Here is a 21,457-nt window from a genome sequence, read left to right on the forward strand (position 1 = left end):
ATTTAAGATGAGCGGCATAATTAATTGATTTTATCATAAAGCCGCTTGAATGGAAGCAATTTATTAAAATAAATTCCTTATTATGTTACGAAAAATGTTTGATTTTACGGTTTCGAGGAAAAATTAACGGTTAATACGAAAGTTATTTTGTAAGTAGCACTTTTTACCCCAATTATGAGCTAATTTCTTGTGTGAAAGGGACGATCCATCCTAGTATAGAGGGTGCTAAGAGATTAGCAAATAAAATAATAAAAAGGGGTTTTAGTTATGGCAAACGATTTAAGAAAAGCTAGTTATGATCCAATGGATGACTTTTTTGGCGACTTTGGCAAGAGTTTATTAAACTCAGTTGCTGGAAGCAACAGAATGAAAACTGATGTTTTAGACCAAGGCGATGACTACGTCGTAAAGGCAGAATTACCTGGCTTTAGAAAAAATGATATTGACATTAGTTATGATAACGATACCCTATCAATTCATGCTGTTCATGACATTGACAAGGAAAATAAGGGTGACAATGGTCGGATCTTAAGTAGAGAACGTTCATCAAGTGACGTTAACCGTTCGTTTTACATCCCTGATGTTGATGAGACCAAGATTTCAGCTGATTACGATGGCGGTGTTTTGACCATTACTTTGCCAAAATCACAAGATGATGAAACCCAAAACCATCACGTTGAAATTGACTAATTTAATTTAGACTAAGTGTTAAGAGATGATCCGGTTGGACCATCTCTTTTTTTAACTATTTTTAAAGCTTTGCGCTTTTCTTTCATTAGTGGTGCAAAATTTAATTCCTTCTTATACAATATTAATTAGAAATGAATTAATTACATAAGGAGGTGTAACTGTGGCAAGTGACCAGATCGATATTAATAACGTGAATCCGAGTGAGGGACTAACGAGTACGGAAGTTAAACAACAGGTGGCAGACGGTTATAAGAATACGGCGCCTAAACCACTAACGAAGTCTGTGAAACAGATCTTGGTGGAAAACATCTTTACGCTGTTTAACGTAATCAACGTAGTTCTTGGTGCGCTAGTATTCTATACTGGTAGCTATATCAACATGTTGTTCTTGGTGATTGCCATAGCGAACACTACCATCGGAATCTTTCAGGAGATTCGTTCTAAGCGCCAGGTTGACAAAATGGCGTTGTTGTCTCAGAGCAAGATCAAAGTTAGACGGAACAGAAAAATTGAACTTATTCAACCGGACCAGATTGTTTTAGGAGACATCGTTGAACTGGATCGTGGGGACCAGGTACCGGTTGACGGAGTCGTAAAACAAACCAAGGGGATTGAGGTTGATGAGTCTCAAATCACCGGTGAATCCAATCCAATTGAGAAAACCACCGGCGATGAACTGACGTCTGGTAGTTTTCTGGTTAGTGGAAAAGCCTTCATGCTTTCAACTAAAGTTGGCGATGAGACCTTTGTTAACACGATTACAAACCAGGCTAAGACCGACAAGAGTAAGAACAGTGTCTTAATATCACTGATTAAAAAAATCATCAAAATTCTGACGTTTATTATCATTCCGCTTGGAGTAGCACTTTTTGTTTCCCGTTTGATGCACGGGGTGAGCGTTAATAATGCCATTCTGGGAACCGTGGCGGCCATGATTGGGATGATTCCTGAAGGATTGGTTCTTTTGACGTCAGTGACCCTCGCAATTTCTGCCTATCACCTGGCCAAAAAACGGGTCTTAGTCAGAGACCTTTCTTCCATTGAAACTCTGGCACGGGTGAACACGATCTGTCTGGATAAAACCGGGACGATTACCAGTGGCGAATTGAAATTTAAACAGATGGTGAAAGAAGCCCCTAATTACACTGATCAACAAATTGCCGAAATCATGGGCTCTTTGGTCCATGAAATTGATGACAACAATGAGACCGCTTCAGCGCTTAAAAATGAGTTCAAGCAACACCCATACGCCGCTAGTATGATCGTGCCGTTCTCTTCAGCGAGAAAGTGGAGTGGGGCTGAGTTAGACGACAAGGGAAAATACGTCTTCGGAGCACCTCAGTTCATTTTGGATCTAACTGACAAGCAACAACAAGAAGTTAAGCATTACGCCGAACAGGGTTTTCGGGTCATTGCGCTCGCAAAAGTGGACCAATTAAACGAGGATAGTATCGCTGGTAGTGAACTGATTGCCTTAATCTTGATTACAGACGTCATTCGACCGAACGCTTCTGAAACCCTGCAGTTTTTCTATAACCAGGGGGTGGACTTAAAGGTCATCTCTGGCGATGATCCGGTGACGGTAGCAAGTATTGCCAAACGAGTTGGCATTCATAATGCCTACGATTACGTTGACATGACGACGATTGAAGACGACGCCGACTACCGTGATTTGGTCAAGCAGTACGTGGTGTTTGGACGGGTCAAACCCGACCAGAAACAACTGCTAATTAAGGCGCTACAAGAAAACGGTCGGACGGTTGCCATGACTGGTGATGGGGTCAACGACTTACTGGCCTTAAAGCAGTCAGACTGTGGAATCGCAATGGCATCAGGATCTGAAAGTGTCAAGAGTATTGCCGATTTTGTGATTATTGATTCCAACTTCGACGCCCTTATTAAAGTGTTAAACGAAGGTCGGAGGGTTATTAACAACATTGATAGCATCGCCTGCCTGTACCTGATTAAGACCATGTTCTCGGTCATGCTCAGCGTGCTCTTTCTGTTTTTTGCCAGAAACTATCCGTTTCAACCAATTCAACTCACTCCGATTAATGACTTAATGGTCGGAATCCCATCGTTTCTCTTGGCGCTTGAACCGAATTATCGAGCTTTAAAGGACCGCTTTGCTTCTAACATTTATGAAATTTCACTTCCAGCCGCACTAAGTGTCGTTTTCTACATTTTAGTGATTGGTGTGATTGGCGATATTTTTGGACTATTCACCTCAATTACTTCATCACTGAGTGTTTTGATTACTGGGGTCATTTGTTGGTTGGCTTTGACAATGGTTTGTCGACCATTTAACCGCTACAAACTAACCATCGTCGTTTTGAGTATCACACTCTTTTTGGCGGTGTTCATCTTTCTTGGTAAAATTTTCTCGTTGGTCACGATCTTTACGTGGTCAGTCGGAGGAATTGGATTATTATTAGCTCTTACAACTGATTTCACATTTGTTGGGGTGCAAAAGTGTGTCAGATTAGTTAGACATAAACTTTTTAACAAATAAGGATTTAGACAGATAGCGTCATGAGGGCGTTATTTGTCTTTTTAATTAACAGTTAGTGCATTATTTAACAATAGCATTCGTCAAATTAATTAATTATTTTTTAAGAGTTTAATAACCGTCAGAATAATAAGTGATAAAAATAACAATGAACCATTGCTTTTTGAAAAAGATGATGATATGATATTAGTTGTGAAGAAAATAACAAGAAAATATTGGAGGCTGGAAGTATGACAGATGCAAAGCAACAACCCAATGTTGAAGAGATCGATAAGAATATTGATGCCAAAGTTCAAAAAGCACGCATTGCCGTAGATGAGATGAGTAATTTCGACCAGGATAAGGTTGATAAGATTACCCACGCCATGGTACTTGCTGGGGTTAACGCCCACCAAAAATTAGCTAAGATGGCTTATGAAGAAACCGGACGTGGTGTTGAAGAAGACAAGGCCATTAAGAACTTGTTTGCCACCGAAGAAATTTGGCACGATATTCGTAATGATAAAACCGTTGGGATCATCTCAGAAGATTCTGAAAATGACCTGATTAAAGTTGCTGAACCACTCGGTGTTATTGCTGGAATCACTCCAGTTACTAACCCAACCTCAACTACTTTATTCAAGGCAATTATTTCAATGAAGACTAGAAACGCCATCATCTTTAGTTTGCACCCACAAGCCCTTCAATCGTCAATTGAAGCTGCTCGAATCGTGCGTGATGCTGCGGTTAAAGCTGGTGCACCTAAGGACGCCATTCAATGGATTGAAAAGCCTAGTCGAGAAGCTACGAACGCTTTGATTCAGAACCCTGGCGTTGACATTACCCTTGCAACTGGTGGTCCTGGATTAGTTAAGGCCGCATACTCCGCTGGGAAACCAGCTTTAGGAGTTGGTCCTGGTAATGGTCCCGTTTACGTTGAAAAAACCGCCAACATCCCACGTGCCGTTAACGATATCGTTTTATCAAAGACCTTTGATAACGGGATGATCTGTGCCACTGAAAATAGTGCGGTAATCGATGCCGATATCTATAAAGATGTAAAAGAACAACTCGAATTAAACCGGGTTTACTTTGTTCCAGAAAAAGAAAAACAAAAATTAACTGACGCCATGTTTGACAGCAAGCGTCTTAGTGTTAAGGGTCCAATTGCTGGTGCCACTGCGCAACAAATTGCTGACATGGCTAAGATCAAGATCCCAGAAGACACTCAAGTGCTTGCCGTTGAGATGACCGGAATTGGTCCTAAGTACCCAATGTCAGGGGAAAAATTATCACCAGTTCTTTCGGTCTACAAGTCAAAAGACCACAAGGATGCTTTCAGAATTTGTGCTGAGCTTCTAAACTACGGTGGATTAGGCCATACCGCAGCAATTCAAACCTCAGATGATCAATTGGCCGTTGACTTTGGGGTGGCCGTTAAGGCTTCGAGAGTGATCGTTAACTCACCATCTGGTCTTGCTGGAGTTGGTAACTTGTACAACAACATGACCCCATCACTTACGCTTGGAACTGGATCGTGGGGTAAAAACTCAATCTCCCATAACGTTACTGATTATGACTTGTTGAACATTAAAACTATCGCAAAGAGAAGAAATAATATGCAATGGATTAAACTACCTCGAATCTACTTCGAAAAGAACTCAGTTCGCTACCTCCACGACATGCCTGGTATTAAGAAGGCCTTTATTGTTACTAGTCCTTCTATGGTTAAATATCACTACGTTGACAAAGTCTTAGATGAATTGAACCGAAGAGAAGATGACGTTCAGTACTACATCTTCGATGACATTCATGGTGAACCAACAACTGACATGGTGAATGCTGGGGTTACCCAAATGAACGCCTTTAAGCCAGACACCATCATCGCCCTTGGTGGAGGATCACCACTTGATGCCGCTAAGATGATGTGGTTAATTTACGAAAACCCTGAGACTGACTTCTTTGGTGCTAAACAGAAGTTCTTGGATATCAGAAAACGTGCTTACAGGTACAACAAACCAGAAAAATCACAAATGGTTGCCATTCCAAGTACTTCTGGAACTGGTTCAGAAGTAACACCATTCTCAGTTATTACTGATTCAAAGCTTCACGTTAAGTATCCATTAGCTGACTACGCTTTGACACCTGACGTTGCCATTGTTGATCCACAGTTTGTTAAGACGGTACCAAAGGGCACCATTGCTGCCTCAGGACTTGATGCCTTAACTCACGCGATTGAGTCATACGTTTCAACCATGGCTTCAGATTACACTCGTCCAATGTCACTTCAGGCCATCAAGATGATTTTTGATAACCTGACTGACTCGTACAACGGTAACATGGAAGCTCGAGACAAGATGCATACCGCCTCAACGATCGCCGGAATGGCATTTGCGAACGCTTTCCTTGGAATTACCCACTCAATTGCTCATAAGATTGGTGGACAATTCGGGATCACCCACGGGCTTGCCATCGCCATTACTTTGCCACACGTTATCAGATATAACTTCAAGAAACCAAAGAAGATTGCCACATGGCCAAAGTACGAATCATTTAGAGCCGACGACGATTACGCTAACATCGCTCGCTACCTTGGTCTTCCTGGAAACTCCAATGAAGAATTGAAGGAAGCCTTGGTTCACCGCTTCATCGAATTAGCTCACTCGGTTGGAGTTGAACTTGATCTGAAGTCACAGGGTGTAAGCAAACAAGAGTTAGAAGCAGCTGCCGATCATCTTGCCGAACTGGCATATGCTGATCAATGTACAACTGCTAACCCGAAAGAACCACTGATCGCAGATCTCAAGAAGATGATTCTTGACGAATACGAAGGTGTTGGGGTTGAAACGCAAACTGATAAAGAAGTTTAGTTTCTAAGTTATTAAGAACTAAAAAGTAGGAATTCCAAACGGAATTCCTACTTTTTTTGTGCAATTGATTTGGTTAAAACGTTGATTAATTCTTGCTCTTCGGGTGAAAGAACGTGACTTTTACGAAAGGCCACCGAAACATAAAACGGGGGTAAATCTTCATCGTCAATTGGGATGGGGACAAGGTTGTCGGAAGGTTTAATGGCCTTACTAACCAAAAAGGTGATCCCCACGTCTTCAGAGACTAATTGTTTGGCTAGCTCAATGTCAGACGTACGATACTTAATTTTGGGGTGAATGGCGTGAAGCTTAGACAGATCCGAAAAAACCTGAGTGTGAACGAAGTCACTGGAGAGGCCCACAAACTCTTCGTTTTTGAGGTCAGCAAATTTAACGGAGTGAGCGTCTGCCAGTGGTGACTGTCGATTCACGACCAGCATGAAGTGGTCTTTGGTTAAAACCGTCGCGTCGATCTCACTACTTTCAAGCGGTTTGGATGATCCTAAAAGTGCTAAGTCGATTCGACCGTCTTTTAATTCCCCTAAAAGCTTTTTGGAACCACTCTCTGAGTTATCAAGATCATTTAGGATCCCAAGTGAAAATAGTTTAGACGCCAGCTTGGGAAAATAATAGTTGCCAATGATTGGTGGAAGACCAAATCGAATGACATGGTCATTGATGCTGCCCATTTCGTTGTTAATTTTGTCTACTTCCTTCATAATTACCTGGACGTGTTTTTCAAGGTCGACGCCGGCCTTAGTGAGTTTAATTTGGTGGTGGGCTTGATTTCGATTAATTAATTCGACGTTGAAGTTATCCTCTAAACGCTTAATGGCCATGGTAATCGTGGGCTGTTTAACGTGATAATACTTGGAAACGTCGGTGTAATTTTTAAGCTCGGTTAACTTGTTGAAGTACATTAAATCTTTTAGCTTCATGATGACCTCATATAAATTAAATTTATGAATAAATCGTGTTTGACTATCTTTTTGATAGTGAATTAGTATTTAAAAGAATCAATTACAGACTATTTTACTACAAAAAGGAGTCTTAAAATATGGCTAAAGGTGAAGAAATATTGAACAATCCCTTTATCAATAAGGGGACTGCATTTACTGATGATGAAAGAAAAACATTAGGACTGGTGGGGATGCTTCCACCGAACGTTCAAACTTTGGACGAACAGGTTGAAAACGTTTATGACGAATACCAACACAAGGGTAGTGACCTTGAAAAACGCATCTACTTGATGAGTATTTTCAACGAAAACCGGGTTCTATTCTATGCAACCTTCGCTAAACATGTCACTGAATTCATGCCAGTCGTTTACGACCCAACGATCGCTGACTCAATTGAAAATTACTCCAGACTGTACGTTAACCCACAAAACGCGGCGTTTTTATCAATCAATCACGATGACCCTGAAACGATCCGTGAAAGTTTAAAAAACACTGCTTCCGGACGCAACATCAAGTTGATCGTTGTAACCGATGGCGAAGGAATCCTTGGAATTGGTGACTGGGGAACTCAAGGAATTGACATCCCAGTTGGTAAGTTGATGGTTTACAGTGCCGCTGCTGGCATTGACCCATCGGAAGTCCTACCAGTGGTCTTAGACGTTGGAACTACTAACAAGAGTTTACTCGACAACCCACTCTACCTTGGTAATCACCAGGACCGCGACTACGGACAAAAGTACTACGACTTCGTTGACAAGTTTGTAAAAGAAGCAGAAGACTTGTTCCCTAATTTATACTTGCACTTTGAAGACTTTGGGCGTGCCAACGCTTCAAACATCCTTGATAAGTACAAGGATGACTACTTGGTCTTTAACGATGACATCCAGGGAACTGGAATTATCGTCCTTGCTGGTGTCTTAGGTGGCCTTAAGATTTCTGGTGAAAAGATGACCGATCAGAAGTACCTGTGCTTTGGTGCCGGAACTGCCGGCGTCGGAATTGCCGAACGGGTTTGTGAAGAGATGGTGCAAGCTGGCTTATCCGAGGAAGAAGCTAAGAAGCATTTCTACATGGTTGATAAGCAAGGCCTCTTGTTTGACGACATGTCCGATTTAACTCCTGGTCAAAAAGAATTTGCGAGAAGCCGTTCCGAATTTTCTGACTCAGAAAACCTGACCGACTTACTCTCAATTGTGAAGGCTGTTCATCCATCAATCATGGTTGGAACTTCTACTCAACACGGCGCATTTACTGAAGATGTTATTAAGGAAATGGCCGCTCATACTGACCGTCCAATCATCATGCCAATCTCAAACCCAACTAAGTTGGCTGAAGCAACTGCTTCCGATTTGATCAAATGGACTGATGGTCGTGCCTTAGTCGCTACTGGTGTTCCAAGTGCACCCGTTGAATACAACGGAGTTAAGTACGAGATTGGACAGGCTAACAACGCCTTAGTCTACCCAGGAATTGGTTTGGGTGCCATTGCAGCTACCGCCACTAAACTTAACGACGACATGATTAGTGCTGCTGCTCACTCTCTTGGTGGCATTGTGGATTCAACGGTTCCTGGGGCTGCCATTTTGCCACCAGTTGACCAGTTAACTGAATTCTCTGAGACCGTTGCGATTGCTGTTGCTCAGAGTGCAGTTGATCAAAACATTACTAGAGAAAAGATTACGGACGTTAAGTCAGCCGTTGATGACGAAAAATGGTATCCAAAATACCCAGATTTAACTAATTTAAACAAATAATTGGAGGAATGTTACATTGGCAGCGTTTATTACTTCACTAGAAAGTGTTGCTGAGATTGTCATTGTCATTGCACTTGGATATTTCTTGAGGAAGTCGGGAAAATTCGCCGACAGTTTCAAGGGAAACATCTCATTCTTAATCATGAATGTGGCTTTGCCTATTTCAATCTTCGTATCAGTATTAGATAATTTGACCCGTGGAAAGTTAGTCGGGCTAGCTGGCGGACTGTTATACACCGTAATTAGTTTTGCGTTAGGTTACGTTGTCGCCATTGCCCTAGTCTACATCCTAAAAATTAGAAAGGGTCGTAGGGGAACTTTCATTAACATGGCAGTGAACGCCAACACCATCTTTATTGGGCTACCTTTGAACTTGGCACTGTTTGGAACTTCTGGGATGACTTACTTCCTGATTTACTATGTAATGAACACCATCTCAACTTGGGCCATCGGAATCTTCTTCATCTCAGGAGACGATCCCACCAAGAAGAAGGGTGAAAGCAAGGGGAACTTTAACTGGAAGAAGTTGCTTCCAGCTCCACTGATTGGTTTCTTGGTTGCGTTAGTTTGGATTCTGATTGTTAACGTTAAGTTGCCAATGTGGATCGACAAGACCTGTAACATGATTGGTGGTCTTGTAACACCATTATCCTTAATCTACATTGGGATTATTTTGGCCGATGCTGGTCTTTCATCAATTCACTTTGATAAAGATTCCATTGCCGCACTACTTGCTCGTTTCGTGATTGCTCCGGCAATTATGATCGGAACCTTACTGGTCTTCATGCACACCGGCGCTGGGATTCCAAACATCGAATTTGGCACCTTAGTAATTCAATCTGCCACCCCTGGTTTGGCTGTGCTTCCAATTCTGGTTAGTCAGTCCCATGGTGACGTTGATTACGCTACTAACTTGGTCGTAACCAGCACGATTCTGTTCGTGATCGTGGTTCCAATCTTGATGGCCATTATCAACTTTATCGTATAGATAAGTAATTAATAAAGAAGTCAGACGTTCAATCTGGCTTCTTTTTGTTTGCACAGGTCACTAACACGGTTTGAAAGTGGTAACGTAGAAGTATGCACAATTTCATTTATTAATTAATTGGAGGGATTAAACAGTGACCGCATTTATTGCCTCACTAGAGAGTGTCGCTGAGATTGTTATTATTATTGCTTTAGGGTATTTTCTTCGTCGTTCCAACAAAATGACGGATGGTTTTAAGGGAAATGTTTCGTTCTTAATTATGAACATTGCCTTACCAGTTTCGATTTTTATTTCCGTTTTGGATAATTTGAATCGGGTAAAATTAGTTGGACTAGTTGGCGGACTACTATACACGTTGATTAGTTTTACCCTGGGTTATGTAATCGCAATCGCATTGGTTTTTGTTTTAAGGATCAGAAGGGGTCGAAGAGGGGCCTTTATCAACATGTCGGTCAACGCCAACACGATTTTTATGGGATTACCCTTAAACATTGCGTTGTTTGGAAACGCCGGGATGACGTATTTCTTGGTCTACTATGTGATGAACACCGTCTCAACCTGGGCGATCGGAATTTTCTTCATTTCAGGAGATGACCCAACGAAACAAAGGGGAAAAAAGAAAAAGAAGGTTACCCTCAAACAGATTTTACCGCCGCCACTGGTTGGATTTATCTTAGGTTTGGCGTGGATTTTGATCGTGAACGTCAAATTGCCAGCTTGGATTGATAAGACCTGCAACATGATTGGTGGATTAGTGACACCGTTGGCATTGATCTACATTGGAATCATTTTAGCCGATGCCGGCTTATCTTCAATTCATTTTGATAAGGATACCATTGCCGGACTGGTAGGAAGATTTGTGATTGCGCCAGCAATCATGATTGGAACCCTCTTAGCGTTTATGCATTTTGGCGTGAACATGGCCTTTCCAGAGTTTGGGACGTTGGTAATTCAGTCGGCAACGCCCGAACTAGCGGTTTTGCCGATTTTAGTTAGTCAATCCCATGGGGACGTGGACTATGCCACTAATTTAGTGGTAACCAGCACCGTGCTGTTCGTTATCGTGGTTCCGATCCTGATGGAAATTATTAATTTTATTATGTAAGTAAAAGAAGCTATTGGATGGCTTCTTTTTTAGTTATATATTTATAATGTGGGAAATTATTTTAGTAGGAGTGAGAGACATGAACGATAAAATTGCAAAGGTAAAAGAGTACGCCAAAGAGAACATGAGTAAGGATAAGAGTGGACACGGATTTGACCACATCCAACGGGTCGCAAACATGGTCTTACAATTGATGGGGACCGAACCAGCTAACGGTGAGATTGCCCTTTCAGCTGCTTACTTACACGACGTTTTTGACGATAAATTGGTGGATGATCCGGACGCTAAAAGAGAGGAAGTCAAAGAGCGGTTAGCAAAATTTGGCTTTAGTCCTGATGAGATTTTGCAGGTGATGGACATTATCAACCACATGTCTTTTAGTGACAACATTGAACACAAACAACCGTTATCAAAAGAGGGTCAAATCGTTCAAGATGCTGATCGATTAGATGCTCTGGGTGCGATTGGAATTGCGCGGGCCTTTCAGTATGGTGGGGCACATCATCGGACCATTTATGATCCGACAATTAAGCCGCGGACTTTAACTACTAAAGCAGATTATCGCAACGCAACTGACGATACCACCATTAATCATTTTTACGAAAAGTTGTTTAAGATTGCTTCCGATTTAAATACCGATGCTGCTAAACAAATTGGAAAGAAGAGAACCCAATACATGCGTGAATTTGTTGCTGAATTCAAAAACGAGTGGGATGGATAAAAAAACGCCGATCCGAACGATCGACGTTTTTAGTTTATTCGGTAATATCAGCAAAGGTTCCGTTGACTAATTGTTTGACGTCTTCAGCATTTACTTTAACAGAACGACCAATCTGACCGGATGACACAATGATGTCACCCTGTTTTTGGGCTTCTTCATCGATGTAGATGGGATAACCCTTTTGTTCATAAATTCCGATGGGGGTATTTGCACCGTGCTCATATCCGGTCGTATTAACTAAGTCTTTTAGGGGAACCATGCCCACTTTTTTGTTGCCAGAAGCTTTGGCTAACTTTTTGTAACTTAAGCGTTCATCTAAAGGAACCACTCCAATGACGGGACCAGTTGTTTTTCCAGTCAGCGCTAACGTTTTGTAGATTAAATGTTGATCAACGTCAGCTTCGTTAGTGGTGATTTGTTGAACGTCTCCCTCTTGATGGGTGGCAAAAATCATCTGTTGAAAAGGAATATTGTGTTTTTCAAGGATTTGTTCGACTAAGGTTTTGTGGACTTGATTCTTTTTTTTCTTTGACAAATGGCTCACCTCTCGGAGGTATTTTATCATATTAATAAAATATAAGTAAAAATTTCATTTACTTTTAATTCTTATTTATGTAGAATCAACGTGGAAGGAGATGCAAAGGAAAATGAGTGAGAAAGATGAAAAAAAAGCACCAAAGAAAAAGCATGCCCTAATTGAGTATGCGAATGGTAAATCCCTCCAAGAAATTAACGGAAGCGTTGATGTCCCTGAAGGATTAGGATTTTGGAAAACATTATTCATGTATTCAGGACCAGGAGCGTTAGTTGCGGTGGGGTACATGGATCCCGGAAATTGGTCAACTTCAATTACCGGTGGTCAGAACTTTGGATACTTGCTGATGTCAATTATCTTGATTTCAAGTTTGATCGCGATGTTACTTCAATACATGGCGGCTAAACTTGGTATCGTGACACAAATGGATTTAGCGCAGGCGATTCGTGCAAGAAGTAGTAAGACATTAGGGGTTATCCTTTGGATAACAACTGAGTTAGCAATTATGGCGACCGATATCGCGGAAGTTATCGGGGCAGCGATTGCGTTGTACTTGCTATTCCATATTCCATTGTTGATTGCCGTTTTAATTACGGTTCTTGATGTTTTGGTACTGTTACTACTTACAAGTATTGGATTTAGAAAGATTGAAGCCATTGTTGTTTGTTTGATTTGTGTCATCTTCTTGGTATTTGCCTACGAAGTAACTCTTTCAAACCCACAGTGGTCAAAGGTTTTCTTAAACTTAGTTCCAAACATCAAAACCGTTCAAACCCATCCATTTGTAGGTGGTCAAACTCCGTTAAGTGGTGCCTTAGGTATCATCGGAGCCACCGTTATGCCGCATAATCTATACTTACATTCTGCCATTTCGCAAACCCGTAAGACTGATAATAACGACGAGGATTCAGTGGCACGCTCAGTTAAATTTTCAGCTTGGGATTCCAACATCCAATTAACAATGGCGTTCTTTGTTAACGCATTGTTATTGATTATGGGGGTTGCGGTCTTCAAGTCTGGTGCCGTTAAAGACCCATCATTCTTTGGTTTGTTTGCTGCCTTAAAGAATCCTGATTTTATGACCAACCCATTACTAGCAAGTGTTGCTAAAACCGGAGTTCTTTCAATCCTGTTTGCCGTGGCTTTGCTTGCTTCTGGTCAAAACTCCACTATCACTGGTACTTTGACTGGTCAGGTTGTTATGGAAGGTTTCATCCATATGAGAATGCCTTTGTGGGCTCGTCGTTTGGTAACCCGTGTCATTTCAATCATCCCAGTTGTTATTTGTGTACTTTTGAGTAGTGGAAAACCAGCCATTGAAGAGCATGAAGCGCTTAATACTCTGATGAACAACTCACAGGTCTTCTTGGCGTTTGCTTTACCATTCTCCATGTTGCCGCTTCTGATCTTTACCGATAGTAAATTTGAAATGCGTGGAAAACGGTTCGTTAATGCCCTTTGGGTTAAAATTGCTGGTTGGGTATCTGTGATTGCTTTGACTTTCTTGAATCTGTATGGTTTGCCAAGTCAGATTGTCAGCTTCTTTGGTGATAATCCAACTCCAGCTCAAACCGATATGGGGAACTGGATTGCCTACATCTTGATTGTTTTAGTTCTGGCCCTCTTGACTTGGGTCGTTTGGGACTTGTACAAGAGTAATAAACGATTCATGGAGGAACATAAGAACGCGAAAAAAGAAGTCGATCAGTACGAATAATTAATTAGAAAAATAGAACTTCGATTTGATCGGAGCTCTATTTTTTTAGCCAAAATTTATTATTTTTAATATGTTAAAATAATGGGTAAGAAACGTCTAATAAGGAGTATTGAATGGCTGATCTAGTTTATAAACGGGTAATGGATGATTTAAAAAAGAAGATTGATTCCAACTATTTCAATAATAATCGTTTACCGGATGAACGGACTTTAAGTTCAAAGTATCACGTCAGTCGGAGCTCGGTTAAGCAAGCTTTAGGTATCCTAGCGGAACAGGGAATTATTTTCAAGAAACGTGGCTCTGGGACCTTTATTAATCCACTTTATTTGAAGAATAAATCTATTTTTAGTTACGAGGGATCTAACCTTGGAATTACCAATAATCTGAAGGTTGAGGGGTACGATCCAAAGATTGATTTACTGGAATTTAAAGTTGTTGCCCCCACCCCTGAGATTTTAGAAGATCTGTTTCTAAATCAAGGTGATGAAGTGTATGAGATTAAACGGCTCCGCTCGGTTGATTCGACACCTATTATTATCGAGTCTGGTTATATTCCGGTTAAAGTGGCGCCCAAGATGAGTAAGCGAGTGGTTAAGGGTTCGATTTTTAACTACTTAGAGGAAAAGCTAAACAAGACGGGAACCAAATCCTACATGTCGATTGAAGCCCAACCGTCCACGATTGATGATCAAAGACTATTGAACTTAAAGCCTGATGAACCAGTCGTGGTCATGGGTGGGATTTTCTTTTTAGACGATGGAACCCCGTTTGAAATTTCCAACATGCGCATTCATTATAAGTACTTTAATTACAACACGTTTGTTGATTTGAATAACTAGAATCGACTTTTACTCAATTTTTTGAGTTAGTTTAAAAGTGATATAATGGAATTGTTGTAAGCACGTACATTGGTTCGGAATTAACGTAATGTAAGAATGTACGAAGAGATTTAAAAGAGTGCCAATGCTGGCAAAAAAGGAAGTATTAAGATGGCGAAAAAGAACGTTAGAGTTAGATATGCACCAAGCCCAACTGGTTTTTTACACATCGGAAATGCACAGTCTGCTTTATTTAATTATCTGTTTGCAAAACATTTCGGCGGAACGATGGTTCTTCGAATCGAAGATACTGATTTAAAGCGTAACGTTGACAGTGGTGAAAAAAGCCAGATGGACAACTTACGCTGGTTAGGGATTGACTGGGATGAAGGCCCTGATAAGCCTAATCCGAAGTATGCTCCCTATCATCAAACGGAGCGAAGAGCTTTGTATGATAAATACATCAGTGAATTAATGGACAAGGGTCTGGCATACAAGGACTTTGCCACTGAAGACGAACTAAAAGAGATGCGGGAAAAGCAACGGGCAAATAAAGAGGCTCCACATTACGATGGACGTTGGTATGGTGCTTCTGAAGCTGATATTCAAGCCGCTGAAGATAAGGGATTACCTTACACAATTCGTTTACATTTACCAAAGGATCATACCTACGAATGGGACGACATTGTGAGAGGTAAGGTTGAATTTAATTCTGACAATTTAGGTGGCGATTTTATCATTCAAAAGAGTGATGGATTACCAACCTATAACTTTGCTGTGGTGGTCGATGACCATTTAATGGACATTACTGATGTTTTAAGAGGTGACGATCACATTGCTAACACCCCTAAGCAAATGGCCGTTTATGATGCATTAGGATGGCAGCACCCTAACTTTGGGCACATCTCATTGATTTATAATCCGAAGACCGGTAAGAAGTTAAGCAAGCGTGACAAGGATACTTTGCAGTTCATCAGTGAGTATAAGCGTGAGGGATACTTACGTGAAGCAATCTTTAACTTCATTGCCTTTCTTGGGTGGTCACCGGTTGGTGAAAAGGAAATCTTTTCAAAGGACGAACTGATTAAGGCGTATGATCCAAAGCGAATGTCAAAATCGCCAGCTTTCTTTGACCAACACAAATTAGACTGGATTAACTCGCAATACGTAAAGAGCATGCCATCAAGTGAACTTGCCGATCGAGTGGTCGAACTCGTTGACGAAGGGCAGACTGACATTGCCAAGAAAATTCAAGAAGATGACATTCCCAACCTGCACGATTACGCTGAACAGGTGATTGATATTTACAAACACAGTGTGTTTAAGTTGACTGAAATCATGGAATACATGGATTTCTATTACAATATTTTGGGTCAAAACATTGATTACTCAAAACTCAGCGACTTTTCACACGATGATTTGGAAAAGTTATTCAATGCTTTAGAAGACAAGATTCATGAGGCCAGTGAAAACGGTCAAAATAAGGGACTTGATTATGGTCCAATTGTTAATGAGGTTGGCAAAGAAACGGGGATGAAGGGTAAACAGCTTTACTTCCCACTAAACGTCATCTTTACTGGTGACACATCTGCTCCCCAAGTTGCGCAGATTATGGGACTATTTTCACCGTCAGTTATCAGTGCATTAATTAATAAAGCACTTCGTGGAATTGAATAAAATATTTTAAGTCTCCAATTGAAAAATTGGAGACTTTTTTAGTGCTTAAAATTGCTTGAAATTAGGGTTTTTAAGGGCTTAAAATTGGTTCGTATCAATTGTCGAAATGGTTGACATTTCACCAAAAGTCTTTATCATAGTTGTTGTAGGTAAGCCAATAAGTTTGGCGCTTTCAAAAACAGATTAGATCCAGCTCGAAAACGAGCTGCCGATTATTTAAAAGGAGTGTTATAGCATGGCAGTAGATTATGATTCCAAATCATATTTTGAAAAAATGCAACAATACTGGAATACTGCGAATTACTTGTCAGTAGGTCAGCTATTTTTACGTGCTAATCCTTTGCTTAAGAAGCCTTTGACTTCTGAAGATGTAAAGGTTAAGCCAATTGGACATTGGGGAACAATTGCCTCACAAAACTTTGTTTACACCCATTTGAACCGTGTCATCAACAAGTATGACCTTAATATGTTCTATATTGAAGGTTCAGGTCACGGTGGCCAAGTTATGGTTTCAAATTCTTACATGGATGGAAGCTACTCAGAAATCTATCCTAAGATTTCTCAAGATGAAGCCGGAATGGCTCGCCTGTTCAAGCAATTTTCATTCCCTGGTGGAATTGCATCACATGCTGCACCTGAAACTCCAGGTTCAATTCATGAAGGTGGAGAATTAGGTTATTCACTTTCACATGGTGTTGGTGCAATCTTTGATAATCCTGACGTTATCGCTGCCGTTGAAATCGGTGACGGTGAATCAGAAACTGGTCCTTTGGCTGGTTCATGGATGTCAAGTAAGTTCATCAACCCTGTTACTGATGGTGCTGTTTTACCAATCATTAACTTAAACGGATACAAAATTGCTAACCCAACTGTCTTAGCTCGTATGACTGACGAAGACATTACTAAATACTTTGAAGGTATGGGCTGGAAGCCTCGTTTCGTTGAAACCAACATGCCTTACGGTACCGACCAAATGGAAACTCACGAAAAGCTTGCTAAAGTTATGGATGCTTCAATTGAAGAAATTAAAGCCATTCAAAAGAACGCTCGTGAGAACCAAACTGCAGAAACTGCTACAGAACCAAAATGGCCAATGATCATCTTCCGTTCACCTAAGGGTTGGACTGGCCCTAAGAAGAACGCTGAAGGTCTTCCAATTGAAGGATCATTTAGAGCTCACCAAGTTCCAATTCCACTATCAGCAGATGACATGGGTACTGCTGATGAATTCGTAGAATGGATGAAGAGTTACAAACCTGAAGAATCATTTGATGAAAATGGTACTTTAAAGCCATACCTTAGAGAATTAGCTCCTAAGGGTGACAAACGGATGTCAACGAACCCAATCACTAACGGTGGTATCGATCCTAAGCCATTAGACTTACCTGACTACCGTGATTACGCTCTTGATATCAAGACTCCAGGTGCTACTGAAAACGAAGACATGGTTGTTTGGTCCGAATGGCTACGTGACGTTACTAAGAGAAATCCTAATAACTTCCGTGGATTCGGCCCTGATGAAACATGGTCTAACAGATTATGGCACTTATTCGATGTTACTCGTCGTCAATGGTTGCCAAATATCAACCCACCATATGATGAGTACATGGCTCACTATGGTCGTTTGATTGATTCACAACTATCAGAACACCAAGACGAAGGTTGGCTTGAAGGATACACCCTTACTGGTCGTCATGGATTCTTCGCAACTTACGAAGCCTTCGGTCGAGTTGTAGATTCAATGCTTACTCAATACTTCAAGTGGTTGAGAAAAGCTTCTGAACTCGAATGGAGAAACAAGTATCCTGCATTGAACTTCATCGATTCATCAACTGTATTCCAACAAGATCACAATGGTTACACTCACCAAGATCCAGGTATGATTACCCACTTGTCTGAAAAGAAACCTGAGTTTATCCGTGAATACTTCCCAGCTGATGCAAACACATTATTGGCTGTAGGTAACGAAGCATTTGATAGTTACGAAAGAATTAACTTGATTACTACTTCAAAGCACCCACGTCCACAATGGTTTAACATTGACGAAGCTTCAAACCTTGTTAAGAACGGTCTTGGCTACATTGACTGGGCTTCAACTGACAATGGTGAAGAACCTGACGTTGTTATGGCATCTGCTGGTGTTGAATCAACTCTTGAAACCCTTGCTGCAATTTCAATCTTGCACAAGCGTTTCCCTGAAATGAAGATTAGATACATCAACGTTGTTGATTTGCTTAAGTTACGTAACCCAGAACTAGACCCTCGTGGTATTAGTGACAAGGAATTCGATCAACTCTTTACTAAGGACAAACCGGTTGTATTCGCATTCCACGGTTTCGAAGATATTATCAGAACCATCTTCTTTGATCGTCACAATAAGAACGTTCACGTTCATGGATACCGTGAAAATGGTGACATTACTACACCATTTGACATGCGTGTCTTGAACCAATTAGACCGATTCAATTTGTCTAAGGAAGTTGTTTCTGATATTCCAGAATACGCCCTTAAGGGTACTGGATTTATCCAAGAAATGAACAACATGCTCGACAAGCACGACCATTACATTAGAGAGTACGGTACTGACTTGCCAGAAGTTGAAAACTGGAAATGGGAACCACTTAAAAAACCAGCTAAGAAATAATTAATGTAACTAATTAATTAGAAAAGAGTGAACTCATATGAGTTCACTCTTTTTGTTTACATATTGAATTCAGGCGGTAGTGGGACAGTAACTCCAAGTGGTTGATGGTAAAACGGTGTCATCATTTGGACCCGCCAAGAATGAAGCAGCATGGGATGATTAGGATGACCGTTCGGGTCGTATAAGGGATCGTCAATGATCGGATGACCAGTGGAAGCCAAGTGCACCCTGATTTGATGGGTTCGACCGGTCTGAAGTTGAAGGGCCACGAGGGTTTTGTCTGGATCCGTTTTTATGACCTTGTAATTTGTGATCGCTGATTTAGAATTTGGTCCGTTAATTTTGCGTTTACGCTGGTCGTAAGGATCAAAACCAATTGGCTGATTGATTACTCCCAATTGATTTTTAAAATGACCATGAACCCAGGCCAAGTAAGTTCGCTTGACTGCTTTAGTTTCAATCATTTTGACTAAGATGGGGACCACGGATGGATTCTTGCCGATGATAAGTGCACCACTGGTTTGTTGATCTAAGCGATGAACCATGTAAGCGTCGTTTTGGGGTTGAAGGTAGTTGGCAGCAAAATTAAGGGTGGATCCCATTTCGTGAGGTTGATTGGCATGGGTCTTGTCACCGCGATTCTTGTTAACAATTAAAAAGTCAGAGTTTTCGTAGACAACGTTTAGTGGTTTCGATGAATCTGATGGAACGTGTGGGAATGGGGCTTTAAAATCGGCAGCAATAAACTCGAGTGAGACACGATCATTTTGCTTAATCAGAAAGTTCATGGGCAGGTACTGACCGTTAATTAACACGCGGTGATTTTTTCTTAGTGAAAAAATCAAATGCTTGGGAATTAAAAGATATTCGTGCAGATACTCTCGAACGGTTTGTTGATCAAATGATTTTGGGACGGTTAATTCATATTTCCATTTCTTCATAAAATTCCTCAAAATAAAAAACCCACTCAATAAGTGGGTAGAGATTTTGTGACTATTTGACTACTAAGACGTCTTGAGTAGCAGCACGTGTGACGTAGCTAGTGACCGAGCCAACCATCAAACGTTCAACGGCTGAAAGACCAGTAGCACCGATGATGATTAGGTCATCGTGGTGATCGCTTGGAAATTCCTTGGCAATAACTTTCTTGGGATTACCAAAACGCATATGAATTGATACGTCGGTTACCCCAGCGTCAATTGCTTGTTGTTTCAAAGTTTCAAGAATCTTCTTTGTCTTGTCAGTTAACTGGTAAACAGCGTCGGCGGTAATTGCATCCCCGTAACTACGGTTGAATTGGTTAACTTCAATTACATTTAAAATATCTAAGTGACTGTCATTTTGTTTAGCCATTGTGATTGCACGACTCATAACAGGCATTGTATCTTCAGCACCATCCACCGGTGCTAAAATCCTCTTGTAATTCTTGGCCATTTAGCTCACCTCATTTGTTTTCTTATACACTAACTATACCATGTTTTAAGAATTTACGTAACGAATTTAGCTAAAACAAAAATTGTTGGTATCAAATTGAGAAGTTCGTTATACTGAAGCTAAAAGGATGAGTAAAATGAAAAGAAAACAGATGTTAACGTGGGCGTTTATTTCACTGATATTGTTCTGGATTGTAAACTTTGTTATGACGATGCCAATCATGAAATTAACGGTCAAGTCGAGTGTCAGTGGCCTAGTTCGCACGTCAGCTATTGCAGCCATTATGTATTTGATTCCGATGATTCTGGTTGCGTTTAAAAGTCGTTTAGGATATTATTTGTTGGCAGCCGTTCAGGTTATTTACACGATTGGGTTAATCGCAGCGATTATTGCGATGATTACAATTAGTCATGCAACATGGCCACTTCGAATTGCCGTCATTGTGCTGGTAATTGGTTCCATTGGTGTAAATATTTACTGGTTCACGATTGCTTATCAGGTCCGAAAGGCAACGACGAAAGAACGTGTGGCTCATTATATGAAGTTTAGAAAATAAAGTTAGGTGAATGAAATGAAAATTGATGAAAAAGAGTTTGTTGAAGTGGCTGGAAATGATGATTTTCAGAAACAGGTGTCGGAAATGTCCCTTAAAAAGTTGCAATCTGACTTAAAGGGAAACTTGAAGAAGATGACTGATTTTATCGCAAGTAATCTGAAAGAAGACAGGATTGCCAGCGCGGAAATCACCGTTTCTGATCATGACATTCAGCTGAAACTGCAGACCTCGGTCATTAATTTACCGCTAGACTACGCTAAAAACATTGCTAAAATAACGGTGGGAGACGGGATAAAATCAGTCAATGTGTACATGATCATTGCTTCTCCCAACGTCAACCGTTCTAAAATGCGAATTGATGAGTTGGCGGATTCAACTAGTTTTGAAAAGGAGCCCGATGGAACTTATTTGGCGCATTTCGTTGATTGGACTCAGGATAAATTAGATCAGATTGCGGCTAATGAACAGGATGATGCAAGTTCCAAATAGCTTTTAATTGCA

General features: G+C 40.8%; 17 protein-coding genes. 13 read left to right on the forward strand and 4 right to left on the reverse strand.

The genetic code is table 11. The features are described from left to right. The first annotated feature begins 267 nt into the window (after positions 1-267). The 3 genes from AC6UDC_RS06180 to adhE all read left to right on the forward strand — a co-directional run bounded on the left by AC6UDC_RS06180 (position 268) and on the right by adhE (position 6,048). The gene (locus tag AC6UDC_RS06180; protein WP_500694098.1) at positions 268-690 is read left to right on the forward strand and encodes an Hsp20/alpha crystallin family protein; all 423 of its coding nucleotides are present in this window, start codon (positions 268-270) and stop codon (positions 688-690) included. 160 nt (positions 691-850) lie between these two features. After that, positions 851-3,202, forward strand: coding sequence for an HAD-IC family P-type ATPase (locus AC6UDC_RS06185; RefSeq protein WP_500721803.1), 2,352 nt, complete (start codon positions 851-853; stop codon positions 3,200-3,202). A gap of 227 nt (positions 3,203-3,429) precedes the next feature. After that, a complete protein-coding gene (gene adhE, locus AC6UDC_RS06190; protein ID WP_500694096.1) occupies positions 3,430-6,048 on the forward strand; it encodes a bifunctional acetaldehyde-CoA/alcohol dehydrogenase in 2,619 nt (872 codons plus the stop codon). 47 nt (positions 6,049-6,095) lie between these two features. On the opposite strand, the gene AC6UDC_RS06195 is transcribed toward adhE, so the two are convergent. After that, entirely contained in the window at positions 6,096-6,986 is an 891-nt protein-coding gene (locus tag AC6UDC_RS06195; RefSeq protein WP_500721805.1) for a LysR family transcriptional regulator, read from the reverse strand. A 119-nt stretch (positions 6,987-7,105) separates the two neighbouring features. Between AC6UDC_RS06195 and AC6UDC_RS06200 the strand changes: the two genes are divergently transcribed. From AC6UDC_RS06200 to AC6UDC_RS06215, 4 genes are all read left to right on the forward strand, one after another. Further along, positions 7,106-8,761 (forward strand): malolactic enzyme, encoded by a 1,656-nt coding sequence (locus AC6UDC_RS06200; protein WP_500695837.1) that lies wholly within the window; start codon positions 7,106-7,108, stop codon positions 8,759-8,761. Positions 8,762-8,777: 16 nt separating this feature from the next. Next, positions 8,778-9,749: an AEC family transporter gene (locus AC6UDC_RS06205; protein WP_500695836.1), complete on the forward strand. Its 972-nt coding sequence runs from the start codon at positions 8,778-8,780 to the stop codon at positions 9,747-9,749. Positions 9,750-9,882: 133 nt separating this feature from the next. Continuing rightward, complete coding sequence (locus AC6UDC_RS06210) at positions 9,883-10,854, forward strand: AEC family transporter (RefSeq protein ID WP_500721807.1); 972 nt, start codon at positions 9,883-9,885, stop codon at positions 10,852-10,854. Between the two features lie 79 nt (positions 10,855-10,933). Beyond that, positions 10,934-11,575 carry an HD domain-containing protein gene (locus AC6UDC_RS06215; protein WP_500695835.1) on the forward strand — a complete coding sequence of 214 codons (642 nt, stop codon included), beginning with the start codon at positions 10,934-10,936 and terminating at the stop codon, positions 11,573-11,575. Between the two features lie 34 nt (positions 11,576-11,609). Here the strand turns inward: AC6UDC_RS06215 and AC6UDC_RS06220 are convergent, their stop codons facing one another. Beyond that, on the reverse strand, positions 11,610-12,110 hold the full coding sequence (locus AC6UDC_RS06220) for an aminoacyl-tRNA deacylase (protein ID WP_500696981.1): 501 nt from the start codon (positions 12,108-12,110) through the stop codon (positions 11,610-11,612). Positions 12,111-12,222: 112 nt separating this feature from the next. Between AC6UDC_RS06220 and AC6UDC_RS06225 the strand changes: the two genes are divergently transcribed. The 4 genes from AC6UDC_RS06225 to AC6UDC_RS06240 all read left to right on the forward strand — a co-directional run bounded on the left by AC6UDC_RS06225 (position 12,223) and on the right by AC6UDC_RS06240 (position 18,966). Then, positions 12,223-13,827 (forward strand): Nramp family divalent metal transporter, encoded by a 1,605-nt coding sequence (locus AC6UDC_RS06225; RefSeq protein ID WP_500694089.1) that lies wholly within the window; start codon positions 12,223-12,225, stop codon positions 13,825-13,827. Between the two features lie 113 nt (positions 13,828-13,940). Further along, on the forward strand, positions 13,941-14,666 hold the full coding sequence (locus AC6UDC_RS06230) for a GntR family transcriptional regulator (RefSeq protein ID WP_500694088.1): 726 nt from the start codon (positions 13,941-13,943) through the stop codon (positions 14,664-14,666). 150 nt (positions 14,667-14,816) lie between these two features. Continuing rightward, positions 14,817-16,322 carry a glutamate--tRNA ligase gene (gltX, locus tag AC6UDC_RS06235; RefSeq protein WP_500694087.1) on the forward strand — a complete coding sequence of 502 codons (1,506 nt, stop codon included), beginning with the start codon at positions 14,817-14,819 and terminating at the stop codon, positions 16,320-16,322. Between the two features lie 235 nt (positions 16,323-16,557). Next, entirely contained in the window at positions 16,558-18,966 is a 2,409-nt protein-coding gene (locus AC6UDC_RS06240) for a phosphoketolase family protein (protein ID WP_500695833.1), read from the forward strand. Positions 18,967-19,022: 56 nt separating this feature from the next. Here AC6UDC_RS06240 and AC6UDC_RS06245 read toward each other — a convergent pair whose 3' ends face one another. Then, complete coding sequence (locus tag AC6UDC_RS06245) at positions 19,023-19,907, reverse strand: RluA family pseudouridine synthase (RefSeq protein ID WP_500721809.1); 885 nt, start codon at positions 19,905-19,907, stop codon at positions 19,023-19,025. Between the two features lie 52 nt (positions 19,908-19,959). Continuing rightward, complete coding sequence (locus tag AC6UDC_RS06250) at positions 19,960-20,400, reverse strand: universal stress protein (RefSeq protein ID WP_500694084.1); 441 nt, start codon at positions 20,398-20,400, stop codon at positions 19,960-19,962. Between the two features lie 136 nt (positions 20,401-20,536). On the opposite strand from AC6UDC_RS06250, the gene AC6UDC_RS06255 reads away from it, so the two are divergent. Beyond that, the gene (locus AC6UDC_RS06255; RefSeq protein WP_500721812.1) at positions 20,537-20,956 is read left to right on the forward strand and encodes a hypothetical protein; all 420 of its coding nucleotides are present in this window, start codon (positions 20,537-20,539) and stop codon (positions 20,954-20,956) included. A 15-nt stretch (positions 20,957-20,971) separates the two neighbouring features. Further along, complete coding sequence (locus tag AC6UDC_RS06260; protein ID WP_500706739.1) at positions 20,972-21,445, forward strand: hypothetical protein; 474 nt, start codon at positions 20,972-20,974, stop codon at positions 21,443-21,445. Positions 21,446-21,457 lie beyond the last annotated feature (12 nt).

The sequence above is a fragment of the Fructilactobacillus sp. X7R7C1 genome (assembly GCF_059901065.1).

What these genes read in the sequence shown, in the direction of transcription:
- AC6UDC_RS06180 (WP_500694098.1), top strand. Translation starts at nt 268, where the DNA reads ATGGCAAACGATTTAAGAAAAGCTAGTTATGATCCAATGGATGACTTT.
- adhE (WP_500694096.1), top strand. Translation starts at nt 3,430, where the DNA reads ATGACAGATGCAAAGCAACAACCCAATGTTGAAGAGATCGATAAGAAT.
- AC6UDC_RS06195 (WP_500721805.1), bottom strand. Translation starts at nt 6,986, where the DNA reads ATGAAGCTAAAAGATTTAATGTACTTCAACAAGTTAACCGAGCTTAAA.
- AC6UDC_RS06200 (WP_500695837.1), top strand. Translation starts at nt 7,106, where the DNA reads ATGGCTAAAGGTGAAGAAATATTGAACAATCCCTTTATCAATAAGGGG.
- AC6UDC_RS06215 (WP_500695835.1), top strand. Translation starts at nt 10,934, where the DNA reads ATGAACGATAAAATTGCAAAGGTAAAAGAGTACGCCAAAGAGAACATG.
- AC6UDC_RS06225 (WP_500694089.1), top strand. Translation starts at nt 12,223, where the DNA reads ATGAGTGAGAAAGATGAAAAAAAAGCACCAAAGAAAAAGCATGCCCTA.
- AC6UDC_RS06230 (WP_500694088.1), top strand. Translation starts at nt 13,941, where the DNA reads ATGGCTGATCTAGTTTATAAACGGGTAATGGATGATTTAAAAAAGAAG.
- gltX (WP_500694087.1), top strand. Translation starts at nt 14,817, where the DNA reads ATGGCGAAAAAGAACGTTAGAGTTAGATATGCACCAAGCCCAACTGGT.
- AC6UDC_RS06240 (WP_500695833.1), top strand. Translation starts at nt 16,558, where the DNA reads ATGGCAGTAGATTATGATTCCAAATCATATTTTGAAAAAATGCAACAA.
- AC6UDC_RS06245 (WP_500721809.1), bottom strand. Translation starts at nt 19,907, where the DNA reads ATGAAGAAATGGAAATATGAATTAACCGTCCCAAAATCATTTGATCAA.
- AC6UDC_RS06250 (WP_500694084.1), bottom strand. Translation starts at nt 20,400, where the DNA reads ATGGCCAAGAATTACAAGAGGATTTTAGCACCGGTGGATGGTGCTGAA.
- AC6UDC_RS06255 (WP_500721812.1), top strand. Translation starts at nt 20,537, where the DNA reads ATGAAAAGAAAACAGATGTTAACGTGGGCGTTTATTTCACTGATATTG.
- AC6UDC_RS06260 (WP_500706739.1), top strand. Translation starts at nt 20,972, where the DNA reads ATGAAAATTGATGAAAAAGAGTTTGTTGAAGTGGCTGGAAATGATGAT.